This is a genomic window from Achromobacter pestifer (assembly GCF_902859625.1).
GTDB classification, from domain to species: domain Bacteria; phylum Pseudomonadota; class Gammaproteobacteria; order Burkholderiales; family Burkholderiaceae_B; genus Achromobacter; species Achromobacter pestifer.
In genome coordinates, this window is record NZ_CADIJX010000003.1 from 161,489 (window position 1) to 177,977 (window position 16,489).

Here is a 16,489-nt window from a genome sequence, read left to right on the forward strand (position 1 = left end):
TTTAATCGACCTTCACGTAAAACTATGAGCCAAACCGCCACGTCCTCCACGTCCGAAACCCTGGGGTTCCAGGCCGAGGTGAAGCAGCTGCTGCACCTGATGATCCATTCGCTGTACAGCAACAAGGAAATCTTCTTGCGCGAGCTGGTGTCGAACGCATCGGACGCTTGCGACAAGCTGCGCTTTGAAGCCATCGATCAGCCCGAGCTGCTGGAAGGCGGTGGCGAACTGGCCATCACCGTCAGCTACGACAAGGCGGCCCGCACGATCACGATCTCCGACAACGGGATCGGCCTGTCGCGCGACGAGGCCGTGGCCAACCTGGGCACGATCGCCCGTTCTGGCACGCGGGAGTTCTTTTCCCAACTGACGGGCGACAAGCAGAAGGATGCGCAACTGATCGGCCAGTTTGGCGTGGGTTTCTATTCCTCGTTCATCGTGGCGGACAAGGTCACGGTGGTCAGCCGCCGTGCGGGCGCCACGGACGCGATTCAGTGGGAGTCCGACGGCCAGGGCGAATTCACCATTGCCGCCGCTGAAAAAGCCACGCGCGGCACTGACGTGACGCTGCATCTGCGCGCCGACGAAGACGAATTGTTGAACGGCTGGAAGCTGCGCGAGATTCTGCGCCGCTATTCGGACCACATCTCCCTGCCGATCCGCATGGCCAAGGAAGATTGGGACCAAGAAAAGGGCGAGCAGGTCAAGACCGACGAACTGGAAACAGTGAACCAGGCCAGCGCGCTGTGGGCCCGCAATAAGTCGGACGTGACGGAAGAGCAGTACCGCGAGTTCTACAAGACGGTGTCGCACGACTACGACGATCCGTTGGCCTGGACGCACAACCGCGTGGAAGGCCGCAGCGAATACACGCAGCTGCTGTATGTGCCGAAGCACGCGCCGATGGACATGTGGGACCGTGACGGCCGCCACGGCGTGAAGCTGTACGTGAAGCGCGTTTTCATCATGGACGACGCCGATCAGCTGTTGCCGTCGTATCTGCGCTTCGTGCGCGGGGTGATCGATTCGGCCGACCTGCCGCTGAACGTGTCGCGTGAAATCTTGCAGGAAAGCCGCGATGTGCGCGCGATCCGTGAAGGTTCGGCCAAGCGCATCTTGTCGCTGCTGGAAGATCTGGCGGAAAACAAGCCCGAAGACTACGCCACGTTCTGGTCGGAATTCGGCCAGGTGTTGAAGGAAGGCGCGGGCGAAGACTCGGCCAACCTGGAACGCATTGCCAAGCTGATGCGCTTTGCGTCCACGCATTCGGGCGATCAGGCGCAGACGGTGTCGTTCGCCGACTACGTGTCGCGCATGAAGGAAGGCCAGGACAAGATTTACTACGTGACGGCGGACACCTTCGCCGCGGCCAGCAACAGCCCGCACCTGGAGATCTTCCGCAAGAAGGGCATCGAAGTGCTGCTGCTGTCTGACCGCGTGGACGAATGGATGCTGTCCTATCTGCGCGAATTCGATGGCAAGTCGCTGGTGTCGGTGGCCAAGGGCGGCCTGGACCTGGCTGAACTGGCCGACGAAGAAGAAAAGAAGCACCAGGCCGAAGTGGCCGAGGACTTCAAGCCGCTGGTCGAGCGCCTGCAAAAGACGCTGGAAGAGCAGGTCAAGGAAGTGCGCGTGACGTTGCGTCTGGTGGATTCCCCGGCGTGCGTGGTGGTGGGCCAGAACGAACTCAGCCCGCATCTGTTGCGCATGCTGAAGGCCGCCGGCCAGGAAGCGCCGAACGTGAAGCCGGTGCTGGAAATCAATCCGGAGCACCCGTTGCTGGCGCGTATCCGCGCGGCGGAAGACGGCGAGTTCGACCAATGGGCGCGTCTGCTGCTGGATCAGGCGTTGCTGGCCGAAGGCGCGCAGATCGCCGACCCGGCTGCGTTTGTGAAGCGCTTGAACGCGCTGCTGCTGAAGTAATCAGCAAACGCGGTAAAGCGAAGGGCGCCTGTGAGGGCGCCCTTTTTGTTTGTTGCATTGGGAAATTCTCAATATTCACGCTGATCGAACGCCTGGGCCGGTGGATAAAAGCCAACACCCGCAAGCACGCTACACGGTGGGAATAAGCACCGCATCCAACGCCAGCGCACCTTTGCCTTCGGGCAGCGCCAACAACGGGTTGATCTCTGCCGAACTGAAGTCCTTGCGCCGCGAATAGGCAAAGCGCGACAGCGCGACCAGCGCATCGGCCAAGGCGTCGATATCGCAAGGCGGCGCACCGCGCGCGCCTTGCAGCAATGCGTAACCCTTGATTTCCCGGATCATCGATAGCGCCTGCTGGCGTCCGAAGGGCGCCAGGCGGAAGCTGACGTCTTTCAGCACTTCCACGAATACGCCGCCCAGTCCGAACATGACGACGGGGCCGAATACCGGATCGCAATGCACGCCCGCGATGCACTCGACGCCTTGGGGCGCCATGGGGGCGACCAGGATGCCGTCGATGCGGGCGTCGGGGCGATGGGCGCGGACGTTATCCAGGATGGCGTCGTGGGCGCGGCGCACGGCGTCGTCGCCGGACAGGCCCAGCTTGACGCCGCCGATGTCGCTCTTGTGGAGGATGTCGGGCGACACCACTTTAAGCACCACGGGGCCACCTGCGCGCGCAGCGGCAAGCACGGCTGCGTCCGCGTGAGTGGCCAGCGTGCAGTCGGGCACGGGCATGCCGGCTTCGCGCAGCACCGCCATCGCCTGAACTTCGTTATAGGACGCCAGCTTCGGCGCGGCGTCATCGGAAGCGATTGTGGTCACGTCTGCATCGACATCGACATCCGCATCGGTATCTGTCGCCAGATTGGCTACCGCGCCGATGGTTCGGATCGCGGCGCTGGGGTCTGTGAACACCAGCGCGCCCAGGCGTTCCAGTTCGCGCCGGCGTGCGGGCGGAAACAGGGCGCAGATGGCCAGCGGTACGTTGGGCCTGCGTGCACGCATTTCGCGGGCGAAGGTTTCAAAGGTGGGGCCAAGGGCTTCCGACGACCCCGCCGCGGCCAGGAAGACGGCCAGGGCGTCGTAGCGGTCGTCGGCCAGCATGTCTTCGGCGGTGGCCAGCAGCAGGCCGGGTTCGGAGACGGCTTGGCCAGTGACGTCGACGGGGTTGCGCGCGCTGGCGAAGGGCACCCGTTCCAGCAGCCTGGCCTGGGCCTCCACTGCGGGTTCGGGCAGCGACAGTCCGGCGTCTTGCGCATCGTCGGCCATCAGGGCGCCGACTCCGCCCGAGATCGTGAAGATGCCCAGGCGCTTGCCTTGGGGCCGTTGCTTCCAGGTGTCCAGCGCATAACCCAGATTGAAGAATTCTTCGATGGTGCGGGCGCGCACGGCGCCGTATTGGCGGAATAGCGCATCGTAGACGGCGTCGTCGCCTGCCAGCGCAGCGGTGTGCGACGCCGCGGCTTGCGCGCCGGCCTGGGTGCGGCCGATCTTGGTGACGACCACGGGCTTGCCGGCGTCGCGCGCGGCGGACAGGGCGCGGCGCAGTTTGGTGCCGTCACGGCAGCCTTCCATGTACGTCATGATGACGCGCGTGTCGTCGTCATGGGCCAGCCATTCGATGCAGTCCGCGACGTCGATGTCGGCTTCGTTGCCCGTGCTGATCCAATGCGACAGGCCCAGGCCTCGGTCTCGCGCCATGCAGTATGCATAGGCGCCGAACGCGCCGCTTTGCGACACCATGCCAATGCCGCCGGGGGCGACCGTGCCGTTGGCCGGGGCGGGGGAAAACGTGGCGTAGATATTGCGCCGGATGTTCATGAAGCCCAGGCAATTGGGGCCCAGCAGCCGGATGCCACGTTCGCGAGCGATGCCGCACAACTGTTCTTGCATGGCGACGCCGGGTGCGCCGGTTTCCGAGAATCCCGATGTGAACACCACCGCGCCGCCGACCTGGCCTGGGCGCGCGCGCGCCAGTGCCTGGGCGGCGTGCGCGGCAGGTACGGCCAGGATGACGAGATCGGCCTCGGAGTCCAACGCGGCCAGGTCCGGTGCTGTGGGCAGGCCCTGCACGGCTTGCGCGCGCGGGTTGATGGGCAGGATGCGGCCGTCGTAGCCGTGCTGACGCAGCAAGCTGACCGGCATGGCGCCGATCTTGCCGGGCGTGGCGGAGGCGCCCACGATGGCAATGCTGCGGGGGTTGAAGAGGCGGGACAGCGAGGGGTCGGGAAGCGGAGGCATGGGGTGGGTGAAGACGTGTCGGTGAGAATGTTCAGAAGCAGCCGTCATGCAAAGCGCACGACGCTGCGGCCCGTGCTGCCGCGTTCCAGCAAGGCAGCCAGCGCCTGCGGCAAGTCCTTGGGTTCGATCACGCGCGAAGCAAGGGCCAGGCGCGACGGGCGGTAGTCGGTAGCCAGTCTTTGCCAGAGTTCGCGGCGCAGCGGCATGGGGCTGTTGGCATTGATGCCCAGCAGCTTCACGCCGCGCAGGATGAACGGGATGACCGAGCCGGGCAGGTCCGCGCCGCCCGCATTGCCGAAAGCGGCCGCCACGCCGTCCGGGCGCAGGCTGGCCAGGGCGTGGGCCAGCAGCGGCCCGCCAACGGAGTCAATGACGCCAGCCCAGCGCGCGCTCATCAGCGGTTTGATCGGACCCGATAGGTCTGGCGGCGCGATAACCTCGGCGGCGCCCAGCGACCGCAGATAGCTTTCGGCCTCTGGCTTGCCGGACATGGCGCACACCGTGTAGCCACGTTGGCTGAGTATGTCGATGGCAATGCCCGCAACGCCACCGGTGGCGCCCGTGACCAGGACGCTGCCCTGGTCGGGCGTCAGCCCGCAGTGTTCCATCCAATGCAGCGACAAGGCGGCCGTGTAGCCGGCAGCGCCCAACACGGCGGCGTCCAGCAGGCTGATGCCACGCGGCAGAGGCAAGACCCAATCGTGACGCACGCGCGCATATTCCGCATAGCCGCCGTCGCAATCCACGCCAATGCCAAAGCCATGCACCACGACTTCCTGCCCGGGCGCCAGGGCAGGGTCGGCCGACTGCACGACCGTGCCGGCCAGGTCGATGCCACCAATGCGCGGGTAGTTGCGAATGACGTTGCCGCGCCCGGCCTGGGCCAGCGCATCCTTGTAGTTCAGGCCCGCATAGGCCACCTTGATCAGCGTGTCACCGGCAGATAGTTCATCCACCGACAGCGTGTCGAAGCGACCTTGCGGCAAGGCGCCGTCCGGGCTGCCATGCAGCCGATAAGCCTGGAATTCTAGGTTGGCCATGCGGGTCTCCAAAGTGGGTCAGGCGCGCGCCAACAGGCGGCGGGCAAGCGTGGCGCGATGTAGTTCATTGGCGCCGTCGTAGATGCGGAAAGGGCGCATTTCTTGCCAGATCATGGCGACCGGCGTGTCGTCCGACAGTCCTGACGCGCCCATCATCTGCACTGCGCGGTCGGCCACGCGGTTCACGGCTTCGGACACGAAGACCTTGGTCATGGCACTGTGCTGCTTGACGGATAGCCCTGCATCCATGCGTTGGGCGCAGTCCAGCGTCATCAGGCGGCTGGCGTGCAGATCGATGTGCGAATCGGCGATCATGGCCTGGATCTGTTGCAGGTCGGCCAGGCGCGAACCAAAGGACTCGCGCTGGGCAACATAGGCCTGTGCGGTGTCCAGGGCGCGGCGGGCACGGCCGATGTACCGCATGCAGTGGGACAAACGCGCGGGTTCCAGCCGCAGTTGCGCATGTTCCAGGCCCCGGCCGGGTTCGCCCAGCACGGCGTCCTCGCCCACCTCGCAGCCGTGCAGTTCGATCTCGGCGTGGCCGCCGATCTGATAACCGGTGACCATGCCGATGTCACGCACGACGCGGTAACCCGGGGTGTCGGCGGGGACCAGGAACAGGGTGGCGCCGATATCTGTTTGCGCCAGCACCAGCGCAAAGTCCGCACCCACGCCGCCGCTGATGAATTGCTTGTGTCCGTTCAGCACCCAGCGATCGCCGTGCCGCTCGGCGCGGGTGCGCAGCATCGACGGGTCGGAACCGGCGCCTGGCGCGGGCTCGGTCATGGCAAAGCAAGCGCGCTGCTCCGCGCGGATCAATGGACGCAGATAACGCTCCTGCTGGGCGGGCGTGCCCAGGCGCAGCAGTGTCAGCATGTTGGGTTGGTCAGGGGCGGCGCAATTCAGCGCGGCGGGCCCGAGAAAGCCGCGTCCCGCCGCTTCCAGCACTTGGGCCAGCGCGACCCAGCCCAGGCCCAGTCCACCCCACTCCGTGGGCAATTGGGGGGCATACAGGCCGGCCCGGCGGGCTTGTTCACGCAGCCCCGCCACGCAGTGGTCCAGGGCGGCCACGTCGCGGGCGATGGCGGGCGATTCCGCCGGGATGGCAACGTCGTCCACGAACTGGCGCACACGCTCGCAGAGGTCTTGCAAGGCGATGTCGCCGTTCGGTTGATCTTCTTGTCGCATGACGGGTTATTCCTCGATCTTCACGCCGGCCTGACGGACCACGGCTCGCCACTTGTCCGTCTCGTCGGTGATATGCCGGCCGAATGCCTCCGGCGTGCCGCCAGTGGCTCGCATGCCCAACCCCGCGAAGTAGCGTCGAACCTCGGGGTCTGCCAGCACGGCATTGATCTGGCGGTTCAGCAGGGCGATGGCGGTCTGCGGCGTGCCGGCTGGCGCCATCACGCCCCACCAGGAAGAGGCGACCAGCGGCACGCCCAATTCCGTTAGCGTGGGCACGTCGGGCAATTCGGGATTGCGTGCCGCCGCGGCGATGGCGACAGCTCTCAGGCGGCCCGCCTGAACTTGCGGATAGACCGGCGCCAGGTTGTCGAAGCTCAGTTGCACCTGGCCGCCGACGAGGGCCGTCGCGGCTTCACTGCTGCCCTTGTACGGGATGTGCCGCAATGCGATTCCGGTCTGGTGGGCGAATTGTTCGCCAGCCAGATGCGGGATGCTGCCGGTGCCTGCCGTGGCAAAGGTCAGGCCTTGCTGCTGGGTGGCGGCGAGTTTCAGCGCGTCCAGGGTGTGGATGGGGCTGGCGGCAGGCAATAGCAGATAGACCGGGACGTCGGTGGCCCACACCACGGGCACCAGGTTCTTTTGCACGTCGTAGGGCAGCTTTGCGTAGAGCACGCTGTTGGTGGCCAGGTTGGCGGTGCCCATCAGCAAGGTGTAGCCGTCGGGGGCCGCCGCAGCCACATAGGCCGTGCCGATCTGCGTCGCGCCACCCGCTTTGTTCTCCACCACCACGGTCTGGCCAATCAGCGGCGCCAGCTTGCGGGCGATCATGCGGGCGGCGGTGTCGGCGCCGCCGCCGGCCGCGTAGGGCACGATCAGCCGGATGGGATGATCGGGATAGGCTGCGATGGCGGTCAGCGGCGTTCCGGCCGTTGCCACGAGAGCGGCGGCGCACAACGCACGCAATGCTTGAGTGAATGGATGCATGGCGGTCTCCGGGCTACTGGATCTTGGTGCCGGTGGACTGCACCAGCTTGCCCCACCATGCGGTCTCATCCGCGATCTGCTTGGCGAATTCGGCGGGGGTGCTGCCCAACGGTTCGGCGCCCAGTTCCTGGAAGCGGGCCCGCAACTGGGGATCCTGCAAGGCCTTGACCACGGCGGCATGCAAGCGGTCGACCACGGCGGGCGGGGTGCCGGCGGGCGCCATCAGACCTTTCCAGGCCATCACCACGAACCCCGGCTGACCCGCTTCGCTAAAGGTGGGAACGTCGGGCGCGGCGGAAGCACGCGCATCGCTGGGCACGGCCAATGCGCGGATGGTGCCTGCCTTCACCTGCGGCAGCAGTGCCGGCATGTTGTCGATCATGAAATCGATATGGCCCGCCACCAGGTCGGTGAGCGCGGGGCCCGTTCCCTTGTAGGGCACATGCTCTGCTTGCAAGCCGGCCTTTTGCTTGAGCAATTCGCCAGCCAACTGCGCGGGCGAACCATTGCCGGGTGAACCGAAAGACAGCTTGCCCGGATTGGCGCGCGCGTACTGCAAGAATTCCTGCAAGGTCTTGGCTGGCAGGGACTTCTTGACCACCATCAGGTTGTGCTCTTTCTCGATGCAGGTGATGGCAACCAGATCCTTGGCCGGATTGAACGGCATGTTGGCGTACAGGCTGGGGTTGATGACCGTGGGACCGGCCGCGGCCAGCAGCAGCGTGTAGCCATCGGGGGCGGAGCGGGCAACGAAGTCGCCACCGATGTTGCCGCCGGCGCCAGGCTTGTTTTCGACGATGACCGTCTGGCCCAGGATGGGGTGCAGCGCCTCGGCCAGCAGCCGTCCCAGAATGTCGGTCGATCCGCCAGGCGCGAAGGGAATGATCAGCCGGACGGGCTTGTCGGGATAAGCGGCCACGGCGTGCGGCGTCACGGCCGCGAAGGCAAGTGCGGCCGCCGTGGCGGCGATCCATTTTGGCAGGTGCTTGTGCAGCATGTCAGTCTCCTTTGGTTCAGGGCCGCCGGCTTCTTGTGGCCGGGGTCCCGGGGTTCGCCCAGGCCTAGCGGCCGGGCATATAACCTGCTTGGGACAGCGTATGGCGGGCGATGGTCAGTTGATGGATCTGACTGGTGCCTTCGTACAAGCGGAACAGGCGCACATCGCGATAGAAGCGTTCAATGCCCTGATCGGCGATGTAGCCGTAGCCGCCGTGCATCTGCACGCACCGATCCGCCACGCGGCCACACATTTCCGACGCGAAGTACTTGCAGATCGATGCATTCAGCGTCACATCCTGGCCGGCGTCGCGTTCGCGCGCGGTTTGCAGCACCAGCGCCAGCGCGGCCTGGATTTCCGTCTGGCAGTCGGCCAGCATCGCCTGGATCAGCTGAAAGTCCATCAGCGGCTTGCCAAACTGCTGGCGTTCGGCCACGAAGCGCATGGTGTCGTCCAGCATGCGGATGGCCGGCCCGATGCACAGCGCGGCCAGATGGATGCGTTGCTTGTTCAGGACTTTCATGGCGGTCTTGAAACCCATGCCCGCTTGGCCGCCGATGATGTTGGCGGCAGGGACTCGGCAGTCCTCGAAATGAACGGATGACACGGGCGACCCCGCCTGGCCCATCTTGTCGTAGGGCTGCCCGGTGGACAGGCCGGGCGTGCTGCGTTCCACGATGAACGCCGAAATGCCTTTGCCGCCAGGGGCGTCGGGATCGGTGCGCGCCATGACGGTGAACAGCCCGGCCAACGGCGCATTGGTGATGAAGCACTTTTCGCCGTTCAGCACGTAGCTGTCGCCATCGCGCACGGCGGTGGTACGCAAGGCGGTGGCGTCCGAGCCCGCCTGGGGTTCGGTCAGGGCGAAGCAGCCCGTCAGTTCGCCGGATGCCAGCCGGGGCAGATAACGCGCTTTCTGCTCATCGGTGCCGTCGGCCACCAGCGCTTCGGAGCCAATGCCGGTATTGGTGCCCACCCGGGCGCGGAACGCCACGGAACACTGCGAGAGTTCAAGCGCGGCCCGGATCAGTTCTTCGGTGCTCATGCCGGCGCCGCCGTAGGCTTCGGGGATCGAATACCCGAACATGCCCTGGGCTGCCATGGCGCGCACCAGATCGTCCGGCACCTCGTCCAGGCGAGCCACTTCGGCCTCTCGCGGCACCAGCTGTTCGCGGACAAAGCGGCGCAGCGAGTCGAGGAAATTGGGGAAACCGTCGGGGTCCCTGATCATGAAGTGTCTCCGTTTTTCTTGGATATCCAGCCTGCCTGCCGGCGACGTTCCGGTTCCGGGGCGACTGGAAACCCAGGCTAGCAAAGCGGCGGAGAATACGAGACAAGTGTTTTGATATCTTGAACGTTTTGACGGCCAGCCTGCCTGGCCTTGCTCTATCATCAGCAGCAACGGTGCCGCGCATTCGCCGCAGTGCCGACTTCCGGATTGCGACCATGACCACGCCCCTGGGCGGCCGCCACCCTGACCCCGCATTCGCCACCACCCTGGCGCACGGCTTGTCTGTCTTGCAGACCTTCCGGCATGGCGAACCGGCGCTGAGCAACCGCGAACTCTCCGATCGCACTGGCTTGTCCAAGGCGACGATCTCGCGACTGACCTACACGCTGGTGCAGCGTGGCCTGCTGCGGTATGACGCCAGCCTGCGCCGCTACCGTCTGGGTACCGCGTTGTTGTCGCTTAGCTATCCGTTACTGGCCAGCATCAAGCTGCGGCAGCTGGCGCGTCCGTTGATGACGCGCCTGGCGAACGCAGCGGGCGGATCCGCGTCGCTGGGCATGCACGACGGCATGCACATGGTCTATCTGGAGACTTGCCGTGGGCACGACGCGGTGGCGTTCCGGCCCGATATCGGGGCCATGTTGCCCTTGCTGCCTTCCGCCATGGGCCGCGCCTGGCTGGCGCAGGCCGACGCCGCGCAAGCAGAACCGCTGCTGGAGGCCTTGCGGCGTCAGGATCCCGCCGCGTGGCAGCGCAATGCCGCAGGCTGGGAGCAGGCTCGCCGCGACTACGCCCAGCATGGTTACTGCGTGGCCGAGGGCGAATGGCATGCGGATGTCTACGCGGTGGCCGTGCCGATGCGACGGCGCGTTGATGGGCAGGTGTTCGTCTTCAACTGTGGCGTGCCAGCGCGGCGTTTGCGCGGGGGCGACCTGCGCCGGCGCATCGCGCCACGCCTGCTGACCCTGGTGGCGCGGGTGGAGAGCATGCTGGAGCGCCAGGATGCCGCTTGAACGCGACCGCGACTTCGCCACGACCCTGGCGCATGGCATCGATATCCTGGCCTGCTTCCGGGCGGATCGGCCTGAACTGGCCAACAAGGATTTCGCGTCGCAGACCGGCCTGTCCAAGAGCGCCGTGGCGCGCTTGACGCATACCTTGGTCGAACTGGGCTTTCTGCAACGTTCCGGATCGCCATCCCGCTATCGGCTGGGCGCCTCGGTGCTGGCGTTGAGTTATCCCTTGCTGGCCAGCATGCAGATCCGCCAGTTGGCACGGCCGCTGATGAAGCAGTTGGCCGACCACGCCCGGGGCGCGGTGTCCCTGGTGGTGCGCGACCGTCTGCAAATGGTGTATGTGGAAACCGCCAGGTCGAATGACGCCTTGCAAACTCGCCCGGATATTGGCGCGTCATTGCCGCTGTTGGCCAGCGCCGCCGGCAAGGCGTGGCTGTGCCGCGCGCCGGACAGCGAACGGGCGGCGGTGCTGAACCAGTTGCGCGTGGCCGACGCCGACCACTACGCCGCGCATTTCTCCAGTCTGGCCGCCGCTACCCGCGACCTGGAACGCAAGGGCTATTGCGGCAACAACATGCAGTGGCGCCCGGACGCCTATGGTTTTGCGGCGCCACTGTGCCGTCCCTATCAGTCGCTGCTGTACGTCTTCAACTGCGGCGTTCCATCGGGTGACGGCCCTTACCGGGACCGCGCAGCGGACATTGGTCCCCGGCTGGTTGCGCTGGCGCGGGAAACCGAGCAATTGCTGGGGCTGAATTAGCGGGATTCGTGACTCCAAGTCAAAAGTGTTTACCCGTCAGACGCCTTTTTCTGCAAGGATCCAGCCGTCATACTGCATGCCTGTCTTCCCGATGTGCCCGCCAATTCTGGCCGGCGACGCCCCAGGAACACCCTGCCGGCGCCATCGAACCCAAGGAAACCGCATGAACCCGCAAGATACCCAACCGGCGAAGGCCGGCCTGCCGTTGTTGGCGCTCGCCGTCGGTGCGTTTGGCATCGGCGTGACCGAGTTTTCTCCCATGGGCCTGTTACCTGTCATCGCTGACGGCGTGGGCGTGTCCATTCCCAGCGCCGGCATGCTGATCAGCGCCTACGCGATCGGCGTGATGGTCGGTGCGCCGCTGATGACGTTGGCGTTTTCGCGCTGGTCGCGGCGCAAGGCGTTGATCCTGCTGATGGCGATCTTCACGATCGGCAATATCCTGTCGGCGCTGTCCCCCAATTACACGACGCTGCTGCTGGCGCGTTTGGTCACCAGCCTGAACCATGGCGCCTTCTTTGGCCTGGGTTCTCTGGTGGCGGCCAGCGTGGTGCCGCGCCACAAGCAGGCCAGCGCGGTGGCGACCATGTTCATGGGCTTGACCATCGCCAACGTGGGCGGGGTGCCCGCCGCGACGTGGCTGGGGCAGGTGATAGGCTGGCGCATGTCGTTTGCCGCCACGGCGGTATTGGGCTTGGTTGCGATGTTGTCGCTGTGGTTCGCGCTGCCGGCGGGTGAAGCCGGACGCCGCCCCAATGTGCGTCACGAGCTGGCCGTGTTGAAGAGTCCCGTCGTGTTGCTGGCGCTGCTGACCACCGTGCTGGGCGCGGGCGCCATGTTCACGCTGTACACCTACATCGCGCCGACCCTGGCGGACATCACCGGCGCGTCGCCTGGCTTCATCACGGGCATGCTGGTGCTGATCGGCCTGGGCTTCACGCTGGGCAACGGCTTGGGCGGTCGCATGGCCGACCGCTCGCTGGATGGCACGCTGATCACGTTCCTGGTGATCGTCATCGTGGATCTTCTGGCCTTCCCGTGGATCGGTTCCACGCCAGTCGGCGCGGCGATTTCACTGCTGATCTTCGGCGTGGCGACGTTTGCGGTGGTGCCGCCCTTGCAGATGGGCGTGATGCGCGCCGCCACCGATGCGCCCGGGCTGGCATCGTCGGTGAATGTGGGCGCCTTCAATCTGGGCAATGCCGTGGGCGCGGCGGCGGGCGGCGCGGTGATTTCGGCGGGCATGGGCTATGCCGCCGTGCCAATCGCCGGCGCCATCATCGCGATCGCGGGCTTGGCCCTGGTGTTGGTGCAGCGCGCGGCGAATCAGCGCCGCAGGCTGGCGATGCAGGCTTGCTGAGCCGCGTTGGAATCACAACGGCCCGCTGTGTGCGGGCCGTTTTTTTTGACCTCTAGAAATCGAATGACGCAGCCAGCTCGTAGGTGCGCCCGGGCGCCACCAGGACCTGGCTGATATCGCGGCCGCCGTAGTACGCATACAGCTTGTCGGTCAGGTTGCGCACGCGGAAGGTCAGCAGCGCGGGCCGGATCCGGTAGCTGATGGCGGCGTCCACCGTGGTGTGGCCGTTGATGCGGACCTGGTTGGCGCGGTCGGTGTAGATCTTGCCGGTGTGGTTCATGCCGACGAAGACATTCATGGGCACGTCGCTGAACCGATAGTTGGCAAAGAGGTTGACGATGCGTTCAGGTACGTTGGGCGGAGTGTTGCCGATGCGGGATGCGCCGTCGCCTTCGATCAAGGAATCGTAGCGGGCATTCAGCATGGCGACATTGCCAGACAGCGTAAGCTGGGGCGTGACGCGCCAGTCGGCGGATAGCTCGACGCCGCGCGAGGACTGCTTGCCGTTGTTGACGGTCAGGGCGGCGTTGTTCGGATCGCGGGACAGCACATTGTCCAGCGTGATGTGATACACGGCGGCGGTCCACTCCAGGTTGTCCAGGCTTTGCTTGAAGCCCAATTCCCATTGCTCGCCCTTGGACAAGGGGAAGGTCGCGCCCGACTGGGACAAGAGGAACAGCGAGTTCACGGGCAGCGTGGCGTTGGTGTATTGCGCATAGACGGACGATGAGGGCGTCAAGTCCAGCACCGACCCCAGCCGTGCCGAACTGGCGGAATAGCGGGTGCCGAATTCGCTGCGCGTGCCTTCGTTCAGATCGGTCACGCTGCGGTCCACGCGGATGCGGTCGTACCGGTAGCCGGCCACCACTGTCCACGGGTCGGCAAGCTTGAGTGAATCTTCCAGGAACAGCGCCGCGCCATGCACATCCGTGCTGAAGTCCGTGCGGTTGCCGGGGCCGCTCATCAGCGCGGGGTCGTCGTTGTAGTCGCCCACATTCGGTTGGCGCAGCGAGACGCGCAGCGCATCGGCCGTGGCCGCCGACCGGTTGGAGAAGCGTCGTTCGCTGTCCAGACGAGTCTTGCTAAGTTCACCTCCCACGACGAACTTGTTTTGCAGGCCGCCGATTTGGCCGGTGTGCGTCGCATCGAAGCGGTCGATCAGGTACCGCTGGTTATGGGTGATCGTGGTCTGGTCACGGTCGATCCAGGATGGCGCGCGGAAGACGGCGGACTCGGAATTCTTCCACAGGCGATCCACTTTGTTCACGGCGAACTCGTTGCGCAGACTCCAGGCGGAGGTCAGGTTGTGGGTGACTCGCGCGCGCAGCCAATAGGCTTCCGCCTCGTTCCTGTCGTTCAACACGTTGTAGTTGTTGCGCACCAGATCGCGGTCGAGCACGCGGCCGTCGGGCGTGCTGACCACGCTGGTGGGGGAGGTGGCCACGCTGCGTGGGACCAGCGGCGTGCCCCAGTAGGCGTGTCCGGTATCGCGGGAATAGTCGAACGACAAGTCCAGGCGGGTAGCAGGCGCCACGTCGAACGCCACGCCGGTGGTCAGGTGGTCCAGCTTGTTGGTGTTGCGCTCGATGGTGCCGACCTGGGTTTCGCTGTGGCTGTAGTCGATGCGATAAGCGCCGGTCTGGCCGAAGTTGTCGCCCAGGCCGATGCCCGTGCGCGTGGTGCCATAGCTGCCGTAGGACACCATGGCTTCGCGGCCGGGGTTGTCGCGATCAGGGCGCTTGGTCTGGAAGTTGACGATGCCGCCGATGGCGCTGTCGCCTTGCAGGACGGAAGCAGGGCCTTTCAGCACTTCAATGCGTTCGTAGTTCCAGGTGTCCTGGACGCGGTTGGTTGAACCCGCGCCGGACATGCGCAGCCCGTCGTACAGATACAGGATATCGGTGAAGCCCCGAGACGACAGCGTGGTGGGCGACGAAGGCGGGCCGCCGCCGGCCAGTCCGGTGGCCCCGCGCAGCGCTTCGCTGAGCGTGCTTGCGCCACGCTGGCGCATGGCTTCCTGAGACACGATTTCCACCGACGCGGGCGTTTCACGCAACGTCAGCCCCAGACGCGAAGCGCTGTCGCTTTTGGCGTTCAAGCGCAGGCCTTCGGCGTCGCTGGCCGCTTCGACCCGGATGGCCGGCAGTTCATTTTCATCTTCTTGCGCCTGGGCGGCGGGCACGGCTGCGCAGGCCGCGATCGCGGCGGCGGATACGACTTTCCTCATGGATCTTTCCCGATGGTCTTGATGGGTGGGGGTAAACGAAAACGCGCTACACGATGCGATACCGGCGTAGCCGCCAGGCGGCCAGGCCAAGCAGAAGAAGGGTGGGCAGCAGCAGTTGCGCCAAGGTTCGGAGCGCCTGCGCACGGGCGACACGGCTGTCTTCCTCTTGCCAATGAAACGCTGGCATGTTGGGAAAATCCGCCGCCGTGATGGCGCGGCCTTGTTCAATGCGGGGCAGGAAGAACGCCTTCCATGCCTGGTGATATGTGTCGACCTGGGCCATGAAATAGGCGTGCCTGCGCTGACCGGTACCCGCCAGCGCCGTGATGCCTTCATAGGCCACCGCTGCGGGCGATAGCAGGCTGTAGCGTGCCACCAGTGCTTGCTGACGTTTGATCTGCGCGTCGAAGCGCTCAAGCTCCGGCGCCATGCGTTCGTCTACCTGACGTTCGACGCGGGCCTGGCCCAAGGGCCGGCCGCTGATGTGGATGCTGCCATCGCGCGGCAGCAGCACGTCGGGCCTGTCGACGTGTTCGTAATCGGACGACAGCAATGCCGCGTTGTCTTGCATGGCTTGCGCGGTGGCCACCCGGGTGCGCGTGGCCAGTTCTGCCCGCGAGGGCGCGGGGCTGGCGAACCCCGCTGCAATGTTCAGCAGCACGGGCGCCACCAACACCAGCGCCACCCAGCCAACCATCAGCACCATGGCGTTGGCTGCGGACGACTTGCCGAATGCGTTGACCGCTATCACGGCGGCGAACCAGAACAGTGCGTAGGCCGCCACCAACAGCACCCACCACAGCGTGGCGCCCGAAGCCTGCAACACCTGGGGACGCGCGATCAGCAGCACGGCCAGCGGTGTCAGCACGGCAGCACCCAGCAGCACGCCCGCGCGCACCGCGACCTTGCCGGCGATCAGTGTTGCCAGCGCCAACGGTTGGGAAAGCAGCAGCCTGAGCGTGCCGTCTTCCTTCTCGCCAGAGAGCAGGTTGTAGCCCAGCGCGAAGATCAGCAGCGGCAGCAGGTACACCACCACAAAGGCCAGATCGAAGTGGCCGCTGAGCAGATGCCAGGGGTTCTCGATGTCGTTGTTGTGGATGAAGTTGACCTTGCTTTGGTAGGTCACCTTGAATTGGGAGGGGAACAGGTCGGTTTGCCCCAGCGCCACGGGCGCCATGGCTGAACTGGGCATGATGGCGTAGTGCGCGCCAAGGCCGCCGCCCATGTTGGCGGGACTGGCGGGGTTGCCGAACGGCGTGGGCGTTTCGCTGCCATCCATGATGCGGCGCAACTGAGCCAGCTGGGCGCTGCGGGCCTCTGCGTCGGTGCTCGCCAGCGCGGCTTGCGCATCGTCGCGCAGCGCGGTTTGCAGCAGTCCGTTGAAGACGGCGTAGCCGACAAGCAGCAGGAACAGACCGCCTGCGATCCACAACAGGCGCTCTTTGATCATCAAGCGCAGTTCGTGTCGGACGACCAGCCGGAAGCGATGAAATTGGGAAGCGTGCACCGGGGTCTC

12 protein-coding genes are annotated in these 16,489 nt (G+C 65.6%); 4 read left to right on the forward strand and 8 right to left on the reverse strand.

Annotation, left to right across the window (positions count from 1 at the left end; translation table 11 throughout):
* Positions 1–24 precede the first annotated feature (24 nt).
* Positions 25–1,923, forward strand: a complete 1,899-nt coding sequence (gene htpG, locus HV753_RS12445) for a molecular chaperone HtpG (RefSeq protein ID WP_175174803.1) — start codon at positions 25–27, stop codon at positions 1,921–1,923.
* Between the two features lie 129 nt (positions 1,924–2,052).
* Here htpG and HV753_RS12450 read toward each other — a convergent pair whose 3' ends face one another.
* The 6 genes from HV753_RS12450 to HV753_RS12475 form a co-directional block, all read right to left on the reverse strand.
* Entirely contained in the window at positions 2,053–4,170 is a 2,118-nt protein-coding gene (locus tag HV753_RS12450; RefSeq protein ID WP_175174804.1) for an acetate--CoA ligase family protein, read from the reverse strand.
* 44 nt (positions 4,171–4,214) lie between these two features.
* The gene (locus HV753_RS12455; protein ID WP_175174805.1) at positions 4,215–5,210 is read right to left on the reverse strand and encodes an acrylyl-CoA reductase family protein; all 996 of its coding nucleotides are present in this window, start codon (positions 5,208–5,210) and stop codon (positions 4,215–4,217) included.
* Positions 5,211–5,228: 18 nt separating this feature from the next.
* Positions 5,229–6,398 carry an acyl-CoA dehydrogenase family protein gene (locus HV753_RS12460; RefSeq protein ID WP_175174806.1) on the reverse strand — a complete coding sequence of 390 codons (1,170 nt, stop codon included), beginning with the start codon at positions 6,396–6,398 and terminating at the stop codon, positions 5,229–5,231.
* Positions 6,399–6,404: 6 nt separating this feature from the next.
* Positions 6,405–7,382 (reverse strand): tripartite tricarboxylate transporter substrate-binding protein, encoded by a 978-nt coding sequence (locus tag HV753_RS12465; RefSeq protein ID WP_175174807.1) that lies wholly within the window; start codon positions 7,380–7,382, stop codon positions 6,405–6,407.
* A gap of 13 nt (positions 7,383–7,395) precedes the next feature.
* Positions 7,396–8,379, reverse strand: coding sequence for a Bug family tripartite tricarboxylate transporter substrate binding protein (locus tag HV753_RS12470; RefSeq protein ID WP_175174808.1), 984 nt, complete (start codon positions 8,377–8,379; stop codon positions 7,396–7,398).
* A gap of 64 nt (positions 8,380–8,443) precedes the next feature.
* The gene (locus tag HV753_RS12475) at positions 8,444–9,610 is read right to left on the reverse strand and encodes an acyl-CoA dehydrogenase family protein (protein ID WP_175174809.1); all 1,167 of its coding nucleotides are present in this window, start codon (positions 9,608–9,610) and stop codon (positions 8,444–8,446) included.
* A 215-nt stretch (positions 9,611–9,825) separates the two neighbouring features.
* Here HV753_RS12475 and HV753_RS12480 point away from each other — a divergent pair, with 215 nt between their 5' ends.
* The 3 genes from HV753_RS12480 (at position 9,826) to HV753_RS12490 (ending at position 12,746) form a co-directional block, all read left to right on the forward strand.
* Positions 9,826–10,623, forward strand: a complete 798-nt coding sequence (locus HV753_RS12480; RefSeq protein ID WP_175174810.1) for an IclR family transcriptional regulator — start codon at positions 9,826–9,828, stop codon at positions 10,621–10,623.
* Positions 10,613–11,386: an IclR family transcriptional regulator gene (locus HV753_RS12485; protein WP_175174811.1), complete on the forward strand. Its 774-nt coding sequence runs from the start codon at positions 10,613–10,615 to the stop codon at positions 11,384–11,386. The genes HV753_RS12480 and HV753_RS12485 overlap by 11 nt, the downstream gene beginning before the upstream one ends.
* Before the next feature lie 163 nt (positions 11,387–11,549).
* Entirely contained in the window at positions 11,550–12,746 is a 1,197-nt protein-coding gene (locus HV753_RS12490; protein ID WP_175174812.1) for an MFS transporter, read from the forward strand.
* 52 nt (positions 12,747–12,798) lie between these two features.
* Here the strand turns inward: HV753_RS12490 and HV753_RS12495 are convergent, their stop codons facing one another.
* Both HV753_RS12495 and HV753_RS12500 read right to left on the reverse strand, forming a co-directional pair.
* Positions 12,799–14,973 carry a TonB-dependent receptor gene (locus HV753_RS12495; RefSeq protein WP_175174813.1) on the reverse strand — a complete coding sequence of 725 codons (2,175 nt, stop codon included), beginning with the start codon at positions 14,971–14,973 and terminating at the stop codon, positions 12,799–12,801.
* A 46-nt stretch (positions 14,974–15,019) separates the two neighbouring features.
* The gene (locus tag HV753_RS12500; protein ID WP_175174814.1) at positions 15,020–16,480 is read right to left on the reverse strand and encodes an ABC transporter permease subunit; all 1,461 of its coding nucleotides are present in this window, start codon (positions 16,478–16,480) and stop codon (positions 15,020–15,022) included.
* Positions 16,481–16,489 lie beyond the last annotated feature (9 nt).